The organism is Enterobacter sp. FB, assembly GCF_000805795.1.
Classification (GTDB): Bacteria; Pseudomonadota; Gammaproteobacteria; order Enterobacterales; family Enterobacteriaceae; genus Enterobacter; species Enterobacter roggenkampii.
Genome location: NZ_JSZC01000013.1, coordinates 1,913,906 through 1,933,010, shown reverse-complemented (window position 1 = coordinate 1,933,010; position 19,105 = coordinate 1,913,906). Strand labels below are relative to the sequence as shown.

The following is a 19,105-nucleotide window of genomic DNA, read 5'->3' as shown; positions in this document are numbered from 1 at the left end:
AATACAGATGGAAGCGGGTTTTTAACAGTGTTTTTTCTCTGAAACAATTTGGTCGCGTTACAATGATTTAAGCATAACTTTTCACAAATTGTTCTAACTCAATCAGGACGAAAGATTTCTTTTCCTGGTTGCTGGACGGTTCGTAATGAATGAGCTATGTTAAAAAAGTCTTAGATTACAGCGGTTGTGCAAGCAATGCTGGGTCTTTGTTACGCAGCAGGGCTGTCTGTACGCGATGCGCATAATTGTGCAAAACCTGACAGGCACTGTTCGAATTTGTGCGGCGGATCGAGACATGTTTAAAAATGGCTTGCCATATTAAACATAGTGTGTGATAACACGTTTTGGGTCAAACGAGGTACAGTTCTGTTTATGTGTGGCATTTTCAGTAAAGAAGTCCTGAGTAAACACGTTGTCGTTGAATACCGCTTCTCTGCCGAACCTTATATTAGTGCCTCATGCAGTAATGTCTCAGTTTTATCTCAGTTAATGCCTGCGGGCTAAGAAAACACTCTAAGGAATTTTGCAAAATGGCAAAGATTAAAGGTCAAGTTAAGTGGTTCAACGAGTCTAAAGGTTTTGGTTTCATTACTCCTGCTGACGGCAGCAAAGACGTGTTCGTACACTTCTCTGCAATCCAGGGTAACGGCTTCAAAACTCTGGCTGAAGGCCAGAACGTTGAGTTCGAAATTCAGGACGGCCAGAAAGGCCCAGCTGCAGTTAACGTAACTGCTATCTGATCGAACCGCTGCTGACTGAAGTGCCCGGCACTTCACTCTCAGACATAAAGCCTCGCCTGTCGCGGGGCTTTTTTATGTCCCTTATCTTTCAAAATATTACCATCCACGGTCTTGTTAGTAACTTGTTGCAAAGCTGCGAGGTTAGTAGCACTGTTTTGCCACCCTAAACCCATCTTTTCCCGTTAAATCAGTGCGTTGTTTTACAGTCCTGGGGTTCAGGTGAAGAAGAAATCGATAGCGACCGTCGGAAATTTCACGCCGGCGCGTTTTGTGCTGCTCTGTTTAGCTATTTTTTGTAGTCTGGCTTTTCTGCTGGGCCGCGTTGCCTGGCTGCAAATCATTAAGCCTGACAATCTGGTGAAGCAGGAAGATATGCGATCCCTCCGCCAGCTGGCGATTGATGCGCCGCGCGGCATGATAATGGATCGCGAGGGTCGCCCTCTGGCGGTGAGCGTGCCTGTCCAGGCCGTCTGGGCCGATCCTAAGACGGTGCTGGCAAAAGGGGGCGTCAGCCTTGATGAGCGCTGGCAGGCGCTGGCCAGCGCGCTGCATCTCTCCCTCGGCACGCTCTCGGCACGCATCAACGCCAACCCGCAGGGTCGTTTTATTTACCTTGCCCGCCAGGTCGATCCGGCACAGGCAAAGTGGATCGATAAACTGAATCTGCCCGGCATCAATTTACGCGACGAGTCCCGCCGTTTTTATCCTGCTGGCCATGTGGCAGCGAACCTGATTGGTTTCACCAATATTGACGGGCAGGGCATTGAAGGTGTGGAAAAGAGCTTCAACGCCCAACTCACCGGCAAGCCGGGCGTGCGTCAGGTGAGGGAAGATCGCTACGGGCGCGTGGTTGAAAACCTGACAGAAATTGCGCCCTCACCGGCGCATAACATTCAGTTAAGTATTGACGAGCGGCTGCAAACCATCACCGAAGATGCGCTCGACAATGCTGTGGCCTGGAACAAGGCCGAGTCGGGGGCATCGGTATTAATTAATATCCCAACCGGGGAAATACTCGCGATGGCGAGCTATCCGGATTTCAATCCCAATAATCGGGAAGGCGCGACGATAAATGATTTCCGCAACCGCGCGATCAGCGATACGTTCGAACCCGGTTCGACCGTCAAGCCGCTGGTGCTGATGACGGCCCTGCAGCAGGGCCTGGTCCAGCCGGACAGCGTGATTGACACCCATCCGTATACCCTTGACGGGCATCGCATTCGCGACGTGGGCTATTACCCTGAGCTGACGATGACTGGGATCCTGCAAAAATCGAGCGACACCGGCGTTTCCCGGCTTTCTCTGGCGATGCCCGTTCAGCACCTTATTGATACCTATCGAAACTTTGGTTTTGGCACCAATACGGGGCTTGGCTTAACGGGGGAAAGTTCAGGGCTGTTGCCACAGCGTAAATACTGGAGCCAGCTCGATCGCGCGACCTTTGCCTTCGGCTACGGGCTGATGGTCACGCCGCTCCAGCTGGCCCACGTCTACGCCACGATTGGCGGGTTCGGGCTTGAGCGTCCTCTCTCCATCACCCGCATCGATCCCCCCGTTATCGGGCACCGCGTCATGCCGGAAGAGATTGCGCACGAAGTGGAGCACATGATGGAGAGCGTTGCGCTGCCGGGCGGCGGTGGCGTCAAGGCTGCCGTGCGTGATTACCGGGTGGCGGTGAAAACCGGCACGGCGAAGAAAATTGACGATAGCGGGAAGTATGTCGATAAATACGTCGCCTACACTGCGGGCGTTGCGCCTGCCAGCAATCCGCGTTTTGCTCTGGTGGTGGTGATTAACGATCCGCAAAACGGGGCCTACTACGGCGGTGCCGTCTCCGCGCCTGTCTTCAGCGAGATTATGGGTAACGTGCTGCGTCTGGAGAATATCAAACCTGACGGATTACCAGCGGGGTCCGATCACCTTATCCTCATGCGCTAACCGGGCGTTTATAACAGGGGCGAATAGCGGTACACTTCGCCCTTTGATTATGCTCCGGAGTTGCCATGTCCTTCAGCTGTCCCCTTTGCCACGCCCCCCTGACGTACTCAGATAAACGTTATACCTGTCCGCAGGGGCATCAGTTTGACCGGGCAAAAGAAGGCTACGTGAATCTTCTGCCTGTGCAGCATAAGCGCTCGCGCGATCCTGGCGACAGTGCAGAGATGATGCGGGCGCGCCGCGCGTTTCTCGATGCCGGGCACTATCTGCCGCTGCGGGAGACCGTCGCGCAGAGGCTGAATGACATTCTGCCTGCTTCCGCCACCGCCATGCTCGATATCGGCTGTGGGGAAGGGTACTACACCGCACGGTTTGCGGAGGTTGCTCGAGAGAAGGGCGCACAGACATTCGGTCTGGACGTGTCGAAAGTGGCCATTCGCGCGGCGGCAAAACGTTATACCGACGTGACGTTCTGCGTGGCGTCCAGCCACCGGCTGCCGTTTGACGATGCCAGCATGGACGCGGTTATCCGCATCTACGCGCCGTGTAAGGCGGAGGAGCTGGCGCGCGTCGTGAAACCGGGCGGATGGGTGGTCACCGTGACGCCTGGCCCGCGTCATCTGATGGAGCTGAAAGGGCTGATCTACGACGAAGTGCGTCTCCATGCCCCTCATTCTGAACAGCTGGCCGGTTTTACCCTGAAGCAGGCGGAATCGGTGGCGTACGAAATGACGCTGAAAGGGGAAGAGGCCGTCGCGTTATTGCAGATGACGCCGTTCGCGTGGCGGGCAAAACCTGAGGTATGGGAAACGTTAGCGGCACACTCAACATTTCGCTGCCAGACGGACTTCAGCATCCACGTCTGGCAGCGCGAAGATTAACCGGCAAAGTGTGCCCAGAGGATCTGGGCACCAATGCCAATCAGCACAATCCCCCCGAGGATCTCGGCGCGTTTACCCAGCAGCGGGCCGATAAACCGTCCGACCATCATGCCCAGCGTGGACATAATCAGGGTTGCACAGCCAATAGCCAGCGCGGTGGCGATAATATTGACCTGCAAAAATGCCAGACCGACGCCGACGGCCATCGCATCAAGGCTGGTGGCAATGGCCGTGGTGACCAGCAGCCAGAAGCCGTGGCGGTGCTGCGGCTCCTCGTTTTCATCATCGCCGCCGCGAAAACCTTCAATGACCATTCGGCCACCGAGAAACACCAGCAGGACGAAGGCAATCCAGTGGTTCCACTCCAGCACGAACTGGCTGGCGAGCATGCCAAGTCCCCAGCCGAGAAGCGGGGTCAGCGTTTCGATAGCGCCAAAAATCAGGCCGGTACGCAGAGCTTCTGAGAATTTAGGTTTGTGGAGCGTGGCGCCTTTTCCGATGGAAGCAGCGAATGCGTCCATGGACATGCCAAAAGCGAGAAGGATCGTAGCGGAGATATTCATAACAGCGTCCAGACCGGGGATATCCATATGACACATCACTGCCCCCAGTAAACAGCAGTTGATGTATCTATGGTCTCGCCTGATCGCAACGCACATAAGACATGCGGTAAGCGATCCGTACGTGCCACGTTTTTCAACGAGTATGTTGACACGTACATTTCCTGCGAACAGGAAATCGGCTACTCCCCAACGACGGGCGCAACCTTAACATATTTTGAGAATATAAAACAACAATGAAAAGGCATTATTTAAATCGTTTATTGATAACGATTTTCATTTGTCTTTAATCGTGAAAATATCGTTAACAAATAGCGTTCAAATTAGCGGTGGGGATATAGCTTTGGCTATATTTCTTGCGCAAAATAAACACAAGTTATAGCCATTGCTATATAGCTAAGTCATTGAGTTTTAACAAGTAACTTGTATATCTTTTCCAGGTCATCAATATTCTTCACCCGAATAAGCAGGCGGCGTTGTTCTAATTGCATCACCAGTACGCCGTCCTCGGATAAATTCATCTCTTTAATACGGTTATATTCTATCCATACATTGGCGAAGAAGAATCCGTGGGATTTAAAAATGATTTTCGGCGTGCGGATCCAGAACAGATAAATCGCCATTAATGCCAGCGCACATAATAACCATGTGGTTAATAATGCACCATGGCTGGTGACGTTATTGTAAATAAGAATGGCGATGAGGCCCACGAAGATAAAGGCATCCACGCGCCCGCGTCGTAGCAGGGGAAGGGAGAGCAGCGTCTCGCCGTGACGGCGCGGCATGATGAACTCGTCATAGATCGCATAAGCCAGAAGGGCAATAATAAATAAAACCAGTACGATGTCCGTGGCAGTCATTCATCCTCCAGATAAAAAAAACCGGGGGCAAGCCCCCGGCCTATAGCATTGATACTTACAGACCCAGCAGGCCGACGGCGTAACCCGCGATACCGATGACGAAGAAGCCAACGATAATCCACAGCGGGTTCACTTTCTTACGCAGCAGCCACATACAGGCGAAGGTCAACAGCAGCGGGACCAGGCCCGGCATCAGCTGGTCCAGAATCGTCTGCACGGTGGTGACGCGAGTCTGACCATCCTGTCCGGTGATGGTCGATACCACCAGCGGGATGTTCACGTGCGTCCACTTGTTAACCAGTGCCCCCATGACAAACAGGCCGAGGATTGACGCCCCCTCAGTCAGTTTCTGCAGGAAGCCGCCGCCCATGTCCTTAACGATGTCCACCCCTTTACGGTAGCCGTAGGCCACGCCGTAGTAACGGGTCAGCAGACGCACGGCGTTGAACAGGATGAAGAACAGCAGAGGGCCAAGCAGGCTGCCGCTCATCGCGATACCGGCACCCAGCGCCGCGAAGACCGGACGCACGGTACCCCAGAAGATCGGGTCACCGACACCGGCCAGCGGGCCCATCAGGCCGACTTTGATACCGTTGATGGCACCATCGTCAATCTCTGCACCGTTCGCACGCTGCTCTTCCATCGCCAGCGTTACGCCCAGAACGGGCGCCGCAACGTAAGGATGGGTATTGAAGAATTCCAGGTGACGCTTGATGGCCTGACGGCGCGCTTCGTTATTTTCCGGATACAGGCGTTTGATTGCCGGTACCATGGAGAAGCAGAAACCCAGCGCCTGCATACGTTCGAAGTTCCATGAACCCTGAAACAGGTTAGAACGGATGAACACGCCACGAATATCACCCGGAGTGAGTTTTTTCTCGGTGGTAGTTTTTGTCATATCAACCATGTCGCTCACCTGTTAGTCCAGTTCGTTATCGAGATCGTTGTTACCAGCAGCCTGCGCTGGGGCACCCGCGACGCGGTTATATTTCGGGCTGAGCTGGATGTAGAGAATCGCCATTACCGCACCAATCACACCCAGTGCAACCAGGTTGAAGTTGGTGAATGCCGCGGTCACGAAGCCGAGGTAGAAGAACGGCATCAGGTAGCCTGCGCGCATCATGTTGATGACCATCGCATAACCAACGACCACGATCATGCCGCCCGCGATGTTCAGACCGCCGGTGACCACTTCAGGAATGGCGTTCAGCATGCTCTGGACTTCACTGGTACCGACGGAGATCGCAACGATAACCGCCGGGATCGCGATACGCATCGCCTGCAGGAACAGGGAAGAAACGTGGATCCACGACAGTGCCGTGAGATTGCCGTTTTCGGCGGCCTTATCCGCTGCGTGCTGGAAGGCTACGGTGATAGTACGAACAATGATGGTCAGAACCTGGCCTGCGGCTGCCAGCGGGATCGCCAGGGCGATACCTGCACCAATACTCTGGTGACCGGCAATAACCAGAACGGTCGAAATGATAGAGGCCAGCGCGGCATCAGGCGCAACTGCCGCACCGATGTTCATCCAGCCCAGGGCGATCATTTCAAGGGTACCACCGATGATGATACCGGTTTTCATGTCACCCAGAACGGCCCCAATCAGCGTACAGGCCACCAGAGGGCGGTGGAACTGAAATTCATCAAGTACGGATTCCATACCCGCAATACATGCGACGACGAACACCAGTACAATCTGAAGAGTGGTAATCTCCATTGCACTTCTCCTATTACATAAACTTTATGTGAGAACCGGCGCGGGCTTATTTCCCAACTTTGCCGATCAAATCCATCATTTTCAGTTTTTGATCCGTGGAAACCTTACGGGCTTCCAGCTCAATACCGCGCGCATTCAGCTTGTTAAATGCCTCGATATCTTTCGCATCAACTGAAATGGCGTTGTTGACCTGCGTTTTGCCCTGACGGAAGGCCATACCACCAATGTTAACGGAGGTGATTTTCACGCCGCCTTCAACAATGCGCTCAACGTCTGTCGGGTTAGTGAACAGGAGCATTACGCGTTCGCCCGCATATTTCGGGTTGTTGTAAACGCGGATCATCTTGGCGACATCCACGACGTGCGCGGTAACGCCAGGCGGAGCAACCTGTGTCAGAAGGGTTTTACGAACGGTGTCGGCGGCCACTTCGTCGCTGACCACGATAATACGTTGAACGTTGGTCTCTTTGGTCCAGCGCGTGGCAACCTGACCGTGGATGAGGCGGTCATCAATACGCGCAAGGCCAATCACCATGTAATCATTCGGACCCATGGGTTTTGCCGGCGCTGCCGCTTTCGGTGCCGCTGCGGTCGCAGGGGCAGGTTTTTCCACCGGCTGTGCTTTCAGGGCTTTCACCCCTTCACGGCCCGTTTCAACGGCCAGGGCCACCAGCTCGTCGAAAGACGGATTGTCGTCGCGCGCCATGAAGGTTTCCACCAGCATGGGGATATTGACCCCGGCGACAACTTCATAGTGCTCTTTATCGACGACAATGCGGCTGGCAGCATTGAACGGGCTGCCGCCCCATGTATCAACGAGAAACAGCACGCCCTTGCTGGTATCCAGCTTCGCGAGTTGAGCGTTGTACTTCTCAATCAGCGTCTCGGCGTTTTCACCGGGAACGAAATCGATCCAGCCGACGTTTTCCTGCTCGCCCAACAGCATCTCTGCCGTTTTGAGTAGCTGCTCAGCAGCCCAACCATGTGTGCCTATGACAATAGCAATGGTCACTTGCTACCTCCTTTTATTATCATTAATACGCCTGCCGGGCAGTCGTACTGAGAATCGTATTGGCGAAACGAATCGATTCAGATAAGGGTTAGAGTTCAAAAACTAAGACTTCCGCGAATTATTTTAGATAGTGAAAAAATAATTTATGTGATGAAGATCCGTAATTTAGCCACGCGCGACAGATTTATCTTAAGGGTACAGCCACTGTGTTACAGATCTTTGCAAAGGAACGTAAATCTTTGCTAAAAATGCATTGTGTCTGATATGTTTAGCCTCCGTTTAATTGTTCAGGAGTATAGGGCTACAGCCCACTATATGGACCGTCACCGACGTCAGTCATCTTTCAGGCCATTTCGCGCCTTTTTCACCGGCGATCCTCGCCACGTATCGACTCTGTCTGCCTCTGTTTTGCCCACGTTGAGTGGGGCACCGTTTCGTCATTCCTTTAGCAGGAGCTTGTCATGGAATTCTTAATGGACCCGTCAATCTGGGTGGGATTGCTCACGCTGGTCGTGCTGGAGATCGTTCTCGGCATTGATAACCTGGTGTTTATCGCCATCCTTGCGGATAAGCTGCCGCCAAAACAGCGTGATAAAGCGCGTCTGATTGGTCTCTCGCTGGCGCTGGTCATGCGACTGGGTCTGCTCTCCGTTATCTCGTGGATGGTCACGCTGACCAAACCGTTGTTCTCCGTCATGGATTACACCTTCTCCGGCCGTGATTTGATCATGCTGATCGGGGGGATATTCCTGCTCTTCAAAGCGACGACAGAGCTCCATGAGCGGCTGGAAAACCGGCAGCACGATGATGGTCACGGTAAAGGGTATGCCAGCTTCTGGGTAGTGGTGCTGCAGATCGTGGTGCTGGATGCGGTCTTCTCGCTGGATGCGGTGATCACGGCGGTCGGCATGGTGAACCACCTGCCGGTCATGATGGCGGCGGTGGTTATTGCGATGGCGGTCATGCTGCTGGCGTCGAAACCGCTGACGCGTTTCGTGAACCAGCATCCGACGGTGGTGGTGCTGTGTCTGAGCTTCCTGCTGATGATTGGTCTGAGCCTGGTGGCGGAAGGCTTTGGCTTCCATATTCCGAAAGGCTACCTGTACGCTGCGATTGGCTTCTCGATCCTGATCGAGCTGTTCAACCAGATTGCGCGTCGTAACTTTATTAAGCAGCAGTCAAATCAGCCGCTGCGCGCCCGTACCGCGGATGCCATTCTTCGCCTGATGGGCGGTCGTCGTCAGGTGAACGTTCAGTCTGATTCCGAAAACCACAACCCGGTTCCGGTGCCGGAAGGGGCGTTTGTGGAACAGGAACGCTACATGATTAACGGCGTGCTCTCTCTGGCCTCCCGTTCGCTGCGCGGCATCATGACGCCGCGCGGGGAGATCAGCTGGGTCGATGCTAACCTGAGCGTGGATGAAATTCGCCAGCAGCTGCTCTCTTCACCGCACAGCCTGTTCCCGGTGTGTCGCGGCGAGCTGGATGAGATCATCGGCGTGGTCAGGGCAAAAGAGATGCTGGTCGCTCTGGAAGAAGGCGTTAACGTCGAAGCCGTTGCTGCCGCATCGCCTGCGATTGTGGTGCCGGAAACGCTGGATCCGATCAACCTGCTCGGTGTGCTGCGCCGCGCGCGCGGTAGCTTTGTTATCGTCACCAACGAGTTTGGCGTGGTGCAGGGGCTGGTGACGCCGCTGGACGTGCTGGAAGCGATTGCCGGTGAATTCCCGGATGAAGACGAAACGCCGGAAATTGTTGCCGACGGCGAAGGCTGGCTGGTTAAAGGTACGACCGACCTGCACGCGCTCTCGCACACGCTGGGGCTGGAAAACGTGGTCAACGATGAAGAAGACATCGCGACCGTTGCCGGTCTGGTTATCGCCGTGAACGGGCAGATCCCGCGCGTTGGCGATGTGATTGAGCTGCCGCCGCTGCACATTACCATTGTCGAAGCCAACGACTATCGCGTTGATATGGTCCGCATTGTTAAAGAACAATCTGCCCACGATGAAGATGAGTAAGTCTGCTTAACGCAGCGGCATTAAGGGCACGATGTGCCCGTTATGACGCGCTGGCGGGGGAGCACTTCCCGCCAGCCAGTCTGGAAAGTCCCGCAGCGGCATCGGCCGCGCATAGAAAAATCCCTGCAGCACAGGTACGCCGTGACGGCGTAAATAGCGCGCCTGCTCCTCTGTCTCAACCCCTTCCGCCACCAGTTCGATATTCAGCCGCTGGCCCAGCGCAATAATCATATCCGTCACCGTTGAATTCACGGCATCGGTGCCGATGGCGGTCGTAAAAGACTGGTCAATCTTCAGGACGTCCGGATGCAGCTTTTCAAGCCAGGAGAGGGAGCTGTTCCCGGTGCCGAAATCGTCGATAGCAAGCTTCACGCCTTTGCGATGCAGTTCGCGCACGATGCGATAATCCGCGTCCAGCAGCGCATCCCGTTCCGTGAGTTCAATTACCAGCTGTTGGCGCGGACAGGCGCTGAACCAGAGACGGTTCAGATCCTGTATCAATACTGCGTGGCGGAAATGGCTGGCGGCAACGTTAATGCCGATGTGAAAACCGGGGCTGGACGGGAAGTAGCCTATCTGACGCACCGTTTCGGCGATGACGTAGCGGGTCAGGGGGACAATCTGGTTATGTTCTTCTGCCAGAGGGATAAACACCTCCGGGGTGATCCAACCCTGACGGGGGTTATTCCAGCGCAGCAGGATCTCCACGCCAGTGCACGCCTGGGTGCGGGCATTCACCAGCGGCTGGCAGAAAAGCTCAAATTCCCGCGCCGCAATGCCCATATCGATCTCCCACGTAAAGCTCATCCGGTTTGCCGTCGCCAGCCAGGCGAGATAGCCCAGCAGCAGGCTGAGCATAAGCCCCAGCGGCAGCTGGGCGGGCAGGCTTTTTAAGGCTAACTCTCCGGGGCCAGGTCCGCCGACCGTAATCGTGAAAGGATTTTGGGTTGAAGACTGCTGGAAAAGGGCGCTCTCCTCATCAAACGTCAGGCTGTCGGTGACGCGTTGACCGTAGCGTAAAAAGCGATTGCCGACTGTCAGCACCACGTCATTGATGAGCGGACGCTGGGGCTCAAGGATCATTCTGGCGATCAGGTCGATATTGATAATCTCGACGACGCCATCTTCACCGTCCTGAGAGACGGGATACCACTGGATCAAAACAGGGCTGCCCTTAAGCAGCCACTGGTCGGTCGATAAAATCAGCTTCGCCGTGCTGGCAGGGAGCTCCTGAAGGACGTCACGCACAGGCTCGCTGCGGCTGCCGAAAATACTCGAACAGTACAGTATACCGTCTTCGATCAGGGCAATGGAGCGTACCGTCTGCAAAATGGCTGCCTGCTGCCGCAGCGCCAGTTGCACCTGCAGGCAGGGCTGCCCCACCAGCGGCTGCAGCACGTTGCGGTGGTTTTCCAGGGAAAGCAGAACGTTATCAAGGGCGCGAACGGTATGGCTGGTAAAATCGAGGATCCGCTGTTGGTTAACGTTGCGCTGGGAAATAAAGCGAATGCCTAGCGTCAGGATGAGCGTGAGGAGCGCAACCGTCACGCAGACGAGAACGCGTTTTCGGCGATAGTTTTTAATGATCGTTTGTGCAGTTTGCATGAACGGTCGCCTGATAAGCCACCAGCCACAAAAGCCGGACGCAACAGTGAAAGTGTAGTGGGGAAAGCAGAAGGAGACGAGGAAGAAGAGGGAAATTCGCCCATCCGTTGCAGATGGGCGAAAGGCAGTATTAGTCGCACTGCACCTTAATGGCCAGGCCACCACGGGACGTCTCGCGGTATTTCGCGTTCATGTCTTTGCCCGTTTCGTACATGGTTTCAATCACCTTATCCAGCGATACGCGAGGTTCGCTGGTACGGCGCATCGCCATACGAGAGGCGTTGATGGCTTTCACCGAGGCAATCGCGTTACGCTCAATGCACGGCACCTGCACCTGGCCCGCGACCGGATCGCAGGTCAGACCGAGGTTATGTTCCATACCGATTTCAGCCGCCACGCAGACCTGCTCAGGGCTTGCACCCAACAGCTCTGCCAGACCCGCCGCCGCCATGGAGCAGGCCACGCCGACTTCACCCTGACAGCCCACTTCCGCACCGGAGATGGAGGCATTCATCTTGTACAGCGCGCCGATGGCACCTGCCGCCAGGAAATAACGGATATAGATGTCCGGCGTCACGGGCTCAATAAAGTGGTCGTAATACGCCAGCACCGCAGGAACAATGCCGCACGCGCCGTTGGTTGGCGCCGTCACGACGCGGCCCCCGGCGGCGTTCTCTTCGTTAACCGCAAGCGCAAACATATTCACCCAGTCGACCACGTTCATCGGGTCGTTGGAGAATTTGTCCGTGGTTACCAGCATACGGCGCAGAGCAGAGGCACGACGCGGCACGCGCAGTGGGCCCGGCAGAACGCCTTCGGTGTTCATCCCGCGATCGATACAGGCGCGCATGGTTTGCCAGACGTTGGCAAAATAGTCTTCAATCTCTTGTTTGCTGTGCAGGGCCAGTTCGTTCTGCATCACCATGCCGGAGAGGGAAAGACCGGTCTGTTTGCAGTAGCCCAGCATCTCGGTCGCCGATTTGAACGGGTACGGCACGCTGACGTCGCCGACGCTGTCTTTGCCAAAATGCTCTTCATCCACGATGAAACCACCGCCGATGGAGTAGTACGTTTTGCTGTAGATCTCTTTTTCACCGCTATAAGCGTGAATGGTCATGCCGTTTTCATGCAGCGGCAGGTTGTCGCTGCGAAAACGCATGCCGTCATCCTGCGGGAAATCGACTTCCTGCTGGCCGTTTGCCAGCAGCAGGCGGCCGCGTGTTTCCACGTCGCGGATGAATGCCGGAATGGCATCAATATCAACGGTATCCGGCATATTGCCTGCCAGACCCATAATAATGGCGATATCGGTGTGGTGGCCTTTACCCGTTAATGACAGCGAGCCGTAAACATCCACGGCGACACGGGTAACGCTTTCCAGTAATCCTTTTTCGACCAGATCATCGACGAACTGTTTACCGGCCTTCATCGGGCCAACAGTATGGGAAGACGAAGGGCCAATTCCCACTTTGAACATGTCGAATATACTAATCACTTTCACACTCCTGACAGGGTTACCGGGGTTCCAGTAACGATGTTATAACTGCGCATAGTGTAAGAGGGAACACCGACCTCGGCTTAACTATTCACATGAATTAAACTAATGGTTAACGATGGGTTTTGCTAATAGCGCGACGCAGATCGCAAACCTGGCAGAAGAGGGCGGAATGTAAAGTATAGTCAAGGTTTCAGGCCGATCTGCAGCGCCAGTTCACGAATGATGCCCGCCGTCATGCCCCAGACAAAATAATGCTGATACCAGGACAACCAGACCCGATGGTCATGCCCACGACGCTGAATATCCAGCGGGTGGTAACGACTCAGTCGAAGGGCTTCATCCAGCGGCATTTCAAACACCGCAGAGACTTCATCAACGCTGGCGTGATACTGCAGACCCGGCGGGATAATGCCCACCACCGGCGTGACCTGGAAACCGGTAACGCTGTCGACGGGCGGCAGCACGCCGATGATCTCAACGGCCTCCGGCGGAATGGCCACCTCTTCCTGCGCTTCGCGCAGCGCGGCGGCAATCAGCGAGGCGTCGGAGCTGTCTACCGCGCCCCCCGGAAAAGCGACCTGACCGGCATGCTTACGTAAATGGGCGGAACGCTGGGTGAGCAGCAGGCCCGGCTTCGCGCGACGCACGACCGGGATCAGCACGGCCGCCTGACGCTGATTCAGCGCTTCGCGATTGACCTGCGGTCTTAGTAGCTGAAAACGCGATAAAAAGTCATCCAGCGTCAGGTTCTCTTTTTCCACCCGTGATTACTCCAGTAGTTTCAGGATACGGTTAACTTTATCAAAGGTTTCCTGATATTCCGCCTCGACCTCACTATCGGCAACAATGCCGCCCCCGGCCGAACAGTAAAGGTTTCCGTTGCAGGCGGTCAGCGTGCGGATGGTAATGCTGGTATCCAGCGTGCCGCACAGGCTGATATAGCCGATACTGCCGCACCAGGCATTGCGGCGGTGGGGCTCCAGTTCATCGATGATCTCCATTGCCCGCACCTTCGGCGCGCCGGTGATGGAGCCGCCCGGGAACGCGGCGCGCAGCAGGTCGCAGGCCGTGCGCGAGTCAGGCAGCCGCGCGGTAATGGTGCTGACCAGATGATGCACCGCCGGGAAAGGCTCAACGACAAACAGTTCCGGCACGCGGACGCTGCCCGGCACGGCCACCCGGCCAATGTCGTTACGCATCAGATCGACAATCATCAGGTTTTCAGCGCGGTCTTTCGGCGAGGCGGCCAGCTTTTCCGCCTGCCGACGGTCGGCGTCGGGATCGGCAAGACGCGGCAAGGTGCCTTTAATCGGACGGGTTTGAATGGTCCCCTCCGCCAGATGAATAAAGCGCTCGGGCGACAGGCTGAGGATCGCCCCCTGGTCCAGACGAACAAATGCGCTGAACGGCGCCTTGTTGCTGGCATTAAGACGGGTAAACGCCTGCCACTCATCTCCACGATAGGTCGCCTGGAAGCGCTGGGCGAGGTTAACCTGGTAGCAGTCGCCGCTTTGCAGATACGCCTGAACGCGCGAGAATTTTTCGCCATACTCCGCGGCGCTCATGTTGGAGCGCCAGCCGGAGGTCAGTGTGAACGTCTCTGCGGGTGCAGCCTGTTGCGCCTCAAGCCAGGCCAGACGCGCCTGCACGTCACGATGGCTCAGCAGGGAAACCGTTTTTTTCTGGTGATCGACAATTAACGCCCAGTCATACAGCCCCACGGCCATGTCGGGCAGGGGAATATCGACCTGCGCATGCTTGGGCAGCGTTTCGAAACGGCGGCCCAGGTCGTAACCAAACAGGCCCAGCGCGCCTCCCTGAAAAGGGAGGTCCGGGTTCGGGGTGGCAGACAAGCCCAGCGCGTTAATGGCCTGCTGAAGCTGCACCAGCGGATCGTCTGTTAACGACAGGTCATCGGTTGTCAGCGTCTTCAGCGGATCGGCCACCAGAATATCGAAGCGGCTATAGGGATGGTCCGCATGGCCGGAGTGCAACAGCATCGCAAACGGAAGATGGCTCAGGCGGGCAAACCAGTATTCAGCGGCGTCTGTCCGCCAGGGCAGGGTAATAACAGTGGGGAAGCGCATGTTCATGTGTGGCATACTACCGGGCAGCGTGAAATAATTAGCGCGAATAATTTAGCAGGAGTTGACGATGTTTGCAGGTTTACCTTCTCTGAGCCATGAACAGCAGCAGAAAGCGGTTGAGCGAATTCAGGAGCTGATGTCCCAGGGGATGAGCAGCGGACAGGCGATTTCCCAGGTGGCGGAAGAACTGCGCGCCACGCATACCGGCGAGCGGATCGTGGCGCGTTTTGAGGATGAAGATGAAGAGTGATCGGGCTTAAACCGCCGCGATAATCTTAATCTCAACCTTGTATTCCGGCTTCATCAGCGTGGCCTGTACGGTGCAGCGTACAGGCGCGTGACCCGCCACCACCCACGCATCCCAGGCTTTGTTCATTGCCGCGAAGTCATCTTTGTTCGCCAGGAAAATCGTCGCATCCAGAATGCGGGATTTGTCGCTGCCCTGTTTTTCCAGCACCGCGTCGATCTGCGCGAGGGTATTGGCCGTCTGCTCGAACGCATCCGCGTCAAGGTTCGCCGGGACGCCGGTGTAGTAGAGCGTCTGGTTGTGGATCACCACATCAGACCAGCGGGCTTCGGCATCAATGCGCACAATTGTCATAAACGTTTCCTCGTTATTTTTCGTCGTCAGGTGGCAAGACTGCCATATTGTTCTCGTGTCGTCACTATTTGGGGTGGCACAGGAGAGGATGGGCTGACATAATCCCTGTGCAAAAATACAGTGAGAGAGCACCGTGGCAGACGATTTTTCCCCTGAAGGTCAATTAGCGCAGGCTATCCCCGGCTTCAAACCCCGTGAGCCTCAGCGACAGATGGCGCACGCCGTTGCACGCGCCATCGATAAGGCTCAGCCGCTGGTGGTCGAAGCGGGTACCGGCACGGGTAAAACCTATGCTTACCTTGCGCCGGCGCTGCGGGCGAAAAAAAGGTGATTATCTCCACCGGTTCGAAAGCCCTGCAAGACCAGCTCTACAGCCGCGATTTGCCCACGGTGGCAAAGGCGCTGAAATACAAAGGCCGTCTGGCCCTGCTGAAGGGGCGCTCCAACTATCTCTGCCTGGAACGCCTTGAGCAGCAGGCGCTGGCGGGCGGCGACCTGCCGGTGCAAACCCTGAGCGACGTCATTATCCTTCGCGCCTGGGCGAACCAGACCGAAGAGGGCGATATCAGCACCTGCGCGAGCGTGCCGGAAGACTCTCCCGCCTGGCCGCTGGTGACCAGCACCAACGACAACTGCCTCGGCAGCGACTGCCCGCTGTATAAAGACTGCTTCGTGGTGAAAGCGCGCAAAACGGCGATGGATGCGGATGTGGTGGTGGTGAACCACCATCTGTACCTCGCGGATATGGTCGTCAAGGACAGCGGCTTTGGTGAGCTGATCCCGGAAGCGGACGTGATGATCTTCGACGAAGCCCACCAGCTGCCGGATATCGCCAGCCAGTATTTCGGCCAGTCGCTCTCCAGCCGCCAGCTGCAGGATCTGGCGAAAGATTTCACCATTGCGTACCGGACCGAACTCAAAGATACCCAGCAGCTGCAGAAGTGCGCCGATCGTCTGGCGCAGAGCGCGCAGGATTTTCGTTTACAGCTCGGCGAGCCGGGCTATCGTGGTAACCTGCGCGAGCTGCTGGCGGACAAAAACATCCAGCGCGCGCTGCTGCTGCTCGATGATGCGCTTGAGCTCTGCTACGACGTGGCGAAACTGTCGCTCGGCCGTTCCGCGCTGCTGGACGCGGCCTTCGAACGCGCCACGCTCTATCGCGGGCGGCTCAAACGGCTGAAAGAGATTAACCAGCCGGGTTACAGCTACTGGTACGAGTGCACTTCGCGCCACTTTACCCTGGCGCTCACGCCGCTGACGGTGGCGGATAAATTTAAAGAGGTGATGGCGCAAAAGCCGGGCAGCTGGATCTTCACGTCGGCAACCCTGTCGGTGAATGACGACCTGCGCCACTTCACCGAGCGCCTCGGCATCGAGCAGGCGGAATCGCTGCTTCTGCCCAGCCCGTTCAATTACGAAAAGCAGGCGCTGCTCTGCGTGCCGCGCAATCTGCCGCTTCCCAACCAGCCGGGTGCGGCCCGGCTGTTGGCGGCGATGCTGAAGCCGATGATCGAGGCCAATAACGGCCGCTGCTTTATGCTCTGCACCTCCCACGCCATGATGCGCGACCTCGCCGAGCAGTTCCGCGCCACCATGACGCTACCGGTGCTGCTGCAGGGCGAAACCAGCAAAGGCCAGCTGCTGCAGCAGTTCGTCAGCGCCGGTAACGCCCTGCTGGTCGCAACCAGCAGCTTCTGGGAAGGGGTGGACGTGCGCGGCGACACGCTTTCGCTGGTGATCATTGATAAGCTGCCGTTTACCTCCCCGGACGATCCGCTGCTGAAGGCACGGATGGAAGACTGCCGCCTGCGCGGCGGCGATCCGTTTGACGAGGTTCAGCTGCCGGATGCGGTCATTACGCTTAAGCAAGGGGTAGGGCGCTTAATCCGTGACGTCACCGATCGCGGCGTGCTGGTCATCTGCGATAACCGGCTGGTGATGCGTCCTTACGGGGCAACCTTCCTTGCAAGCCTGCCGCCCGCACCGCGGACGCGGGACATAAAACGCGCAGTGCGTTTCCTGGCAAACCCAACGGCGGAGTAATTTACCCCGGAGTGTGCTAAGATGCGCGCCATTTTGTGACTGACCCTTGCGAGAGCGCGACGACTGATGCGAATTCTGGCTATTGATACCGCGACAGAGGCTTGCTCTGTTGCTCTGTTGAACAACGGTGCTGTTTCTGCCCATTTCGAAGAGTGCCCACGGGAACACACCCAACGCATTCTCCCCCTGGTAAAAGCCATTTTAACCCAGGGCAACACCTCCTTAACCGACCTCGACGCGCTGGCCTTTGGCCGCGGCCCCGGCAGCTTTACGGGCGTACGCATCGGGATTGGCATTGCGCAAGGGCTGGCGCTGGGCGCCGAACTGCCGATGATCGGCGTCTCTACCCTCGCCACCATGGCACAGGGCGCATGGCGCATGACCGGGGCAACGCGCGTCCTGGCAGCGATTGATGCCCGCATGGGCGAAGTCTACTGGGCCGAATACACCCGCGACGAGCAGGGCGTGTGGCACGGTGAAGAGACGGAAGCCGTGCTTAAGCCGGAAGCGGTGACGGAACGGCTGAAGCAGCTGTCCGGCGAGTGGGCGACCGTCGGTACGGGCTGGCCAGCGTGGCCTGAGATGGCGAACGGCACCGGGCTGACGCTGGTGGACGGCAACATGCTTCTGCCGGCTGCGGAAGATATGCTTCCGATTGCCAGCCAGCTGCTCGCAGCAGGCAAAACCGTGGCCGTTGAACACGCGGAACCGGTTTATTTGCGAAACACCGTCGCGTGGAAGAAACTTCCGGGCCGCGAGTGAATCTCAGTAACAGGAACTGAGAAAAAGGAGTCGCATCATGGCGGTTCAGACTAAAGTAGTACGCCTTATTATGGCAGGCGCGGTTGCCATAGCACTGAGCGGATGCGTTTCCGTTCCTGATGCGATTAAGGGCAGCAGCCCGACGCCACAGCAGGATCTGGTTCGGGTGATGAATGCTCCTGAGCTGTACGTCGGCCAGGAAGCGCGCTTCGGCGGTAAGGTCATCGATGTACAAAACCAGCAGGGGAAAACCCGTCTGGAGATCGCGACCGTTCCGCTGGACAGCGGCGCGCGGCCTGTGCTGGGCGAGGCCTCCCGCGGGCGCATCTATGCGGACGTCAGCGGGTTCCTCGATCCGGTTGATTTTCGCGGACAGCTGGTGACCGTCGTCGGGCCGATTACCGGCGCCGTACAGGGCAAAATCGGCAGCACGCCGTATAAATTTATGACCATGCAGGTCAACGGCTACAAGCGCTGGCGGCTGGCACAGCAGGTGATCATGCCGCCTCAGCCGATCGATCCGTGGATGTGGGGTCCACATCCTTATCGTTACGGCTACCCGGGCTGGGGCTGGTATAACCCGGGACCTGCACAGGTACAGACGATCGTTACTGAGTAACTTACTGTTATTGCTAGAAAAGAGACAGCGGCTCAGCCGCTGTCTCTGTTTTTTTACGGATAAAACGAAAAAAAAGAGTGACGCGCTTCGCAACCTTAAATCTGAACAATTAATAAACTGGTACGCTGAGTTAATATAATGTTAACAAACTGTTTATT

17 protein-coding genes, 2 pseudogenes and 1 riboswitch are annotated in these 19,105 nt (G+C 56.4%); of the genes and pseudogenes, 9 read left to right on the top strand and 10 right to left on the bottom strand.

Annotation, left to right across the window (positions count from 1 at the left end; all coding sequences use genetic code 11):
* Nucleotides 1-372: 372 nt before the first annotated feature.
* The 4 genes and pseudogenes from PI91_RS16165 to rlmA all read left to right on the top strand — a co-directional run bounded on the left by PI91_RS16165 (nucleotide 373) and on the right by rlmA (nucleotide 3,559).
* Nucleotides 373-517: pseudogene (locus PI91_RS16165) on the top strand (DUF2627 domain-containing protein).
* A gap of 13 nt (nucleotides 518-530) precedes the next feature.
* On the top strand, nucleotides 531-740 hold the full coding sequence (cspE, locus tag PI91_RS16160) for a transcription antiterminator/RNA stability regulator CspE (RefSeq protein ID WP_001062678.1): 210 nt from the start codon (nucleotides 531-533) through the stop codon (nucleotides 738-740).
* A gap of 219 nt (nucleotides 741-959) precedes the next feature.
* The gene (gene ftsI, locus PI91_RS16155; RefSeq protein ID WP_039266598.1) at nucleotides 960-2,678 is read left to right on the top strand and encodes a peptidoglycan glycosyltransferase FtsI; all 1,719 of its coding nucleotides are present in this window, start codon (nucleotides 960-962) and stop codon (nucleotides 2,676-2,678) included.
* Nucleotides 2,679-2,743: 65 nt separating this feature from the next.
* Nucleotides 2,744-3,559 (top strand): 23S rRNA (guanine(745)-N(1))-methyltransferase, encoded by an 816-nt coding sequence (gene rlmA / locus PI91_RS16150; RefSeq protein ID WP_039266597.1) that lies wholly within the window; start codon nucleotides 2,744-2,746, stop codon nucleotides 3,557-3,559.
* Here rlmA and mntP read toward each other — a convergent pair.
* The 5 genes from mntP to manX form a co-directional block, all read right to left on the bottom strand.
* Complete coding sequence (gene mntP / locus PI91_RS16145; RefSeq protein WP_039266936.1) at nucleotides 3,556-4,122, bottom strand: manganese efflux pump MntP; 567 nt, start codon at nucleotides 4,120-4,122, stop codon at nucleotides 3,556-3,558. The genes rlmA and mntP overlap by 4 nt on opposite strands.
* Nucleotides 4,123-4,132: 10 nt before the next feature.
* Nucleotides 4,133-4,322: riboswitch (yybP-ykoY riboswitch) on the bottom strand.
* Nucleotides 4,323-4,520: 198 nt separating this feature from the next.
* Nucleotides 4,521-4,979, bottom strand: a complete 459-nt coding sequence (locus PI91_RS16140) for a DUF986 family protein (RefSeq protein ID WP_021240416.1) — start codon at nucleotides 4,977-4,979, stop codon at nucleotides 4,521-4,523.
* A 55-nt stretch (nucleotides 4,980-5,034) separates the two neighbouring features.
* Nucleotides 5,035-5,886, bottom strand: a complete 852-nt coding sequence (locus PI91_RS16135; protein ID WP_006810994.1) for a PTS mannose transporter subunit IID — start codon at nucleotides 5,884-5,886, stop codon at nucleotides 5,035-5,037.
* 12 nt (nucleotides 5,887-5,898) lie between these two features.
* Nucleotides 5,899-6,699, bottom strand: a complete 801-nt coding sequence (gene manY, locus PI91_RS16130; RefSeq protein WP_008500490.1) for a PTS mannose transporter subunit IIC — start codon at nucleotides 6,697-6,699, stop codon at nucleotides 5,899-5,901.
* A gap of 46 nt (nucleotides 6,700-6,745) precedes the next feature.
* Nucleotides 6,746-7,711: a PTS mannose transporter subunit IIAB gene (gene manX, locus PI91_RS16125; RefSeq protein WP_039266596.1), complete on the bottom strand. Its 966-nt coding sequence runs from the start codon at nucleotides 7,709-7,711 to the stop codon at nucleotides 6,746-6,748.
* 461 nt (nucleotides 7,712-8,172) lie between these two features.
* Here manX and yoaE point away from each other — a divergent pair, with 461 nt between their 5' ends.
* Entirely contained in the window at nucleotides 8,173-9,732 is a 1,560-nt protein-coding gene (gene yoaE / locus PI91_RS16120; protein ID WP_008500492.1) for a CNNM family cation transport protein YoaE, read from the top strand.
* A gap of 6 nt (nucleotides 9,733-9,738) precedes the next feature.
* Here the strand turns inward: yoaE and PI91_RS16115 are convergent, their stop codons facing one another.
* The 4 genes from PI91_RS16115 to pabB all read right to left on the bottom strand — a co-directional run bounded on the left by PI91_RS16115 (nucleotide 9,739) and on the right by pabB (nucleotide 14,928).
* Nucleotides 9,739-11,337 carry a cyclic diguanylate phosphodiesterase gene (locus tag PI91_RS16115; RefSeq protein ID WP_039266595.1) on the bottom strand — a complete coding sequence of 533 codons (1,599 nt, stop codon included), beginning with the start codon at nucleotides 11,335-11,337 and terminating at the stop codon, nucleotides 9,739-9,741.
* A gap of 130 nt (nucleotides 11,338-11,467) precedes the next feature.
* A complete protein-coding gene (gene sdaA / locus PI91_RS16110) occupies nucleotides 11,468-12,832 on the bottom strand; it encodes an L-serine ammonia-lyase (RefSeq protein ID WP_008500494.1) in 1,365 nt (454 codons plus the stop codon).
* 185 nt (nucleotides 12,833-13,017) lie between these two features.
* The gene (locus PI91_RS16105) at nucleotides 13,018-13,596 is read right to left on the bottom strand and encodes a CoA pyrophosphatase (RefSeq protein ID WP_008500495.1); all 579 of its coding nucleotides are present in this window, start codon (nucleotides 13,594-13,596) and stop codon (nucleotides 13,018-13,020) included.
* Nucleotides 13,597-13,602: 6 nt separating this feature from the next.
* Nucleotides 13,603-14,928, bottom strand: a complete 1,326-nt coding sequence (gene pabB / locus PI91_RS16100) for an aminodeoxychorismate synthase component 1 (protein WP_039266594.1) — start codon at nucleotides 14,926-14,928, stop codon at nucleotides 13,603-13,605.
* Nucleotides 14,929-14,989: 61 nt separating this feature from the next.
* Here pabB and PI91_RS16095 point away from each other — a divergent pair, with 61 nt between their 5' ends.
* Nucleotides 14,990-15,172 (top strand): YoaH family protein, encoded by a 183-nt coding sequence (locus PI91_RS16095; protein WP_008500497.1) that lies wholly within the window; start codon nucleotides 14,990-14,992, stop codon nucleotides 15,170-15,172.
* Nucleotides 15,173-15,178: 6 nt separating this feature from the next.
* Here the strand turns inward: PI91_RS16095 and PI91_RS16090 are convergent, their stop codons facing one another.
* Nucleotides 15,179-15,523, bottom strand: a complete 345-nt coding sequence (locus PI91_RS16090; protein ID WP_008500498.1) for a RidA family protein — start codon at nucleotides 15,521-15,523, stop codon at nucleotides 15,179-15,181.
* A 133-nt stretch (nucleotides 15,524-15,656) separates the two neighbouring features.
* On the opposite strand from PI91_RS16090, the pseudogene PI91_RS16085 reads away from it, so the two are divergent.
* The 3 genes and pseudogenes from PI91_RS16085 to PI91_RS16075 all read left to right on the top strand — a co-directional run bounded on the left by PI91_RS16085 (nucleotide 15,657) and on the right by PI91_RS16075 (nucleotide 18,947).
* Nucleotides 15,657-17,566, top strand: a pseudogene (locus PI91_RS16085) (ATP-dependent DNA helicase).
* 66 nt (nucleotides 17,567-17,632) lie between these two features.
* Nucleotides 17,633-18,328 (top strand): tRNA (adenosine(37)-N6)-threonylcarbamoyltransferase complex dimerization subunit type 1 TsaB, encoded by a 696-nt coding sequence (gene tsaB / locus PI91_RS16080; RefSeq protein WP_039266593.1) that lies wholly within the window; start codon nucleotides 17,633-17,635, stop codon nucleotides 18,326-18,328.
* Nucleotides 18,329-18,365: 37 nt separating this feature from the next.
* Nucleotides 18,366-18,947, top strand: coding sequence for a Slp family lipoprotein (locus PI91_RS16075; protein WP_023293933.1), 582 nt, complete (start codon nucleotides 18,366-18,368; stop codon nucleotides 18,945-18,947).
* Nucleotides 18,948-19,105 lie beyond the last annotated feature (158 nt).